This window comes from Tamlana crocina (assembly GCF_012037625.1).
Genome location: NZ_JAAVJS010000564.1, coordinates 1 through 345 on the forward strand (window position 1 = coordinate 1; position 345 = coordinate 345).

At 35.9% G+C, this 345-nt stretch carries 1 protein-coding gene; it reads right to left on the reverse strand.

What is annotated here, in order from left to right; translation table 11 throughout:
• Positions 1–55 precede the first annotated feature (55 nt).
• Positions 56–345, reverse strand: a 290-nt coding sequence (locus HC176_RS19750; RefSeq protein WP_209309810.1) for a hypothetical protein, incomplete at its 5' end; no start/stop codon positions are given.

Consider the following 345-nt stretch of genomic DNA (forward strand, 5'->3'; position numbering starts at 1 on the left):
AGGATAGGCATGAATAAACCATGAAGCCCGGGAGGTCACTGTCAAATTTATTGTACTACATAGCAAGAGACCATAACCTTTTCCATTTTCCATTCTCCTTTTTAAGTAGAATTAGTGACATCGAATAATCGGCTATCGAGCTTTGTTCCAGGAAGACTAGGCTTAGATTCTTCTCTCTATTAAATAAAGGTCTTGAAAATTTTAGCTCGATATTAAAATGATGATCCTGACAGCTTTCCAAGTTGATTGAAAATTTTTCCTTGTCCCATTGAAACTCGCTGTTAATCTGACTTTTCATATACTCTAAATCTTTTTGGTTCAGTACATCTGTAATTGGTACCGCGT